Here is a 2700-nt window from a genome sequence, read left to right as displayed (position 1 = left end):
CCTCCACCCTGCTGCACGACGACGTGGTGGACGAATCCAGCCTGCGCCGCGGCCGCAGCACCGCCAATGCACTGTGGGGCAACGCGCCCAGCGTGCTGGTGGGCGACTTCCTGTACTCGCGCAGCTTCCAGCTGATGGTCGAGCTGGACCGGATGCCGGTGATGCAGATCCTGGCCGACACCACCAACCGCATTGCCGAAGGCGAAGTGCTGCAGCTGCTGCACGTGCACAACCCGGACACCGACGAAGCCGCCTACCTGCGCGTGATCGAGCGCAAGACCGCGGTGCTGTTCGCCGCCGGCACGCGCCTGGGTGCACTGGCCAGCGGCGTCGATGAAGCCACCCAGCAGGCCCTGTACGACTACGGCATGCACCTGGGCTACGCCTTCCAGATCGCCGATGACGTGCTGGATTATTCGGCCAACGCCGACGAGCTGGGCAAGAACCTGGGTGACGACCTGGCCGAAGGCAAGGCGACGCTGCCGCTGATCCATGCCATGGCCCATTCCGATGAGGCCACCCGCCAGCGCCTGCGCGCGATCGTGCAGAACGGTGATGCCTCGGCGATGCCGGAAGTGCTGGCGGCGATCCACGCCACGGGAGGTCTGGAATACAGCCGCCGTCGTGCCGAGGAATATGCAGAGGCCGCCGAACGGGCGCTTGACGGCCTGGGCRACAACGATGCCGTCGCCGCCCTGCGCGGCCTGGCCCGCTACGCGGTACAGCGTTCGCATTGATGGAGGAGTGCCGACCACCGGTCGGCACCTACAAGAACGGGTGGGTGCCGACCGTTGGTCGGCACACCTTTTCAACGCCTCTCGAACCGCTCCTCGAAGAACTCATCCAGTGCCTTCCAGGCGCGCTTGGCGGCGCGTTCGTTGTACTGGCAGCCCGGCGGGCTGTTGGCATCGCGCTCGGCAAAGCAGTGCACCGCACCGCTGTAGTTGGTGAACTCCCAGTCCACCTTGGCCGCATCCATTTCCTTCTGGAAACTGCCGATATCCTCGGCGGTCACGCTCTTGTCGTCGGCGCCGTTCAGCACCAGCACCGACGGGTGGCTGCCGCCGGCCTGCGCCGGCAAGGGGGAGCCGAGCCCGCCATGCAGGCTGACCACGCCCGCCAGCGGCGCGCCGGCGCGGGCCAGTTCCAGCACCGTGGTGCCGCCAAAGCAGAAGCCCACTGCGCCGATCCGGCTGGCGTCCAGCGGTGCCTTGCCCGCCTGCGCCTTCAGTACGTTGACCGCCTCCAGCGCCCGCGCCCGCAGCAGCGGCCGGTCATTGCGCAGCTTGGTCGCCACCGGTCCGGCCTCGGCATCGGTCTTCGGCCGCACGCCCTTGCCGTACACATCGGCCACCAGCACCACGTAGTCATCGCCCGCCAGCTGCTTGGCCTTCTCGATGGCCGATTCGTTCACGCCCTTCCAGTTCGGCACCATCACCAGGCCGGGACGCTTGTCAGCATCTCCATCGTCATAGACCAGTACGCCAATGAAGGTCGTGCCCTGGTGCTTCCACTCCACCGGCTGGGTCTTCATCGCCGCCCACGCTGGCATCGCTGCCAGCCCCAGTACCATCGCCACGCCGCAACGCCAACGGTTCATGCGCCTGCTCCAGAAAAAGGGGACGGAGGGGATTAAGCCGTAATCGCCCCTCCCGCGTCGCATTCTGCATTGGCGGCGTGACGCAGGTGTGGTTGGATACGACTTGATCCCCTCCGTCCCCTTTTTTCTGCATGAATCTTGTTGATCGCTTTCTGTCTGGATTGATCCCGCGGCTGCCCGAGGACGATGCCCCGCAATGGGCGTGGACCGAAGGCGCCAGCGAGGCCGACCTGCAACGGCTGCGCGCGCAGTGGCCGCAGGTGCCCGACAGCCTGGTCGAGCTGCTTTCGCGCGTGGACGGCACGCACTTCCGCGACTATCCGAAGGGCGAGGTCTGCGTGCTGATGCTGGGCTCGGACGTGGGCGACTACCCGTACTACCTGCGCTCCATCGCGCAGATCTTCGAAGACCAGCAGCAATGGGACGACAGCATCCGTTCCATCTACGAGGAATGGCTGGAAGAAGAACCGGAGATCCTCGATGCCGGCATCGATGCCGACCTGCCGATGAGCCGCCGCCTGTGCTTCTCGCACTGCATGAACAACGGCGGCACCTCGATGCTGTATCTGGATTTCGATCCCGCACCCGGCGGCAGCGTTGGACAGGTGGTGCGCTACCTGCACGACCCGGACAGCTACGCGGTCATCGCCCCCAGCTTCGATGCCTACCTGCAGCAGCTGATCGACCGCGACTACAGCTTCCTCGACGAGGAACGTTGACCGCGTCGTGGTGACGGCAGCCGGCGTGGGCTCGGCTCTCCAGTAGATCCACGCCATGCGTGGATGAAATCCCCGGGTTGCCGGCCACCGGCCGGCACGACCGTCAGGCGATCCCGATACCCGGAATCGCGCTGATCGTATCCGGGTCGAACCCGGCCAGCTCGGCGAAATGCCGCCCGCGTGCAACGTAATCGCGGTAGGCGCCATAGCTCGGCGCGCCCGGCGACAGCAGCACCACCCCACCCTGTTCGCCCAGTGCGCGACGCGCCAGCGACATCGCATCGGGCAGATCGGCAGCGGCATGCAGGCCGAAACGGCCGGCGTCGGCCAGCGGCTGCAGCATCGCGTGGATGCGCGGACCGTTGCTGCCCATGGTCACGA

3 protein-coding genes and 1 pseudogene are annotated in these 2700 nt (G+C 66.7%); 2 read left to right on the top strand and 2 right to left on the bottom strand.

Annotation, left to right across the window (positions count from 1 at the left end; all coding sequences use genetic code 11):
- A partial coding sequence (locus tag AC1VAN_RS17745; RefSeq protein WP_480986336.1) for a polyprenyl synthetase family protein occupies positions 1-737 on the top strand: 737 nt, incomplete at its 5' end.
- Positions 738-808: 71 nt separating this feature from the next.
- Here AC1VAN_RS17745 and AC1VAN_RS17740 read toward each other — a convergent pair.
- On the bottom strand, positions 809-1600 hold the full coding sequence (locus AC1VAN_RS17740; RefSeq protein WP_442252082.1) for a dienelactone hydrolase family protein: 792 nt from the start codon (positions 1598-1600) through the stop codon (positions 809-811).
- A gap of 131 nt (positions 1601-1731) precedes the next feature.
- Between AC1VAN_RS17740 and AC1VAN_RS17735 the strand changes: the two genes are divergently transcribed.
- Positions 1732-2319 (top strand): SMI1/KNR4 family protein, encoded by a 588-nt coding sequence (locus tag AC1VAN_RS17735; RefSeq protein WP_442252081.1) that lies wholly within the window; start codon positions 1732-1734, stop codon positions 2317-2319.
- Between the two features lie 103 nt (positions 2320-2422).
- On the opposite strand, the pseudogene murD reads toward AC1VAN_RS17735, so the two are convergent.
- Positions 2423-2700 (bottom strand): annotated as a pseudogene (gene murD, locus AC1VAN_RS17730) (UDP-N-acetylmuramoyl-L-alanine--D-glutamate ligase); the annotation flags it as partial.

It is taken from the genome of Stenotrophomonas sp. 05L44_2 (genome assembly GCF_056665995.1).
Note: the sequence above shows the minus strand (reverse complement) of the source record. Positions and strands in the feature narration are given on the sequence as shown.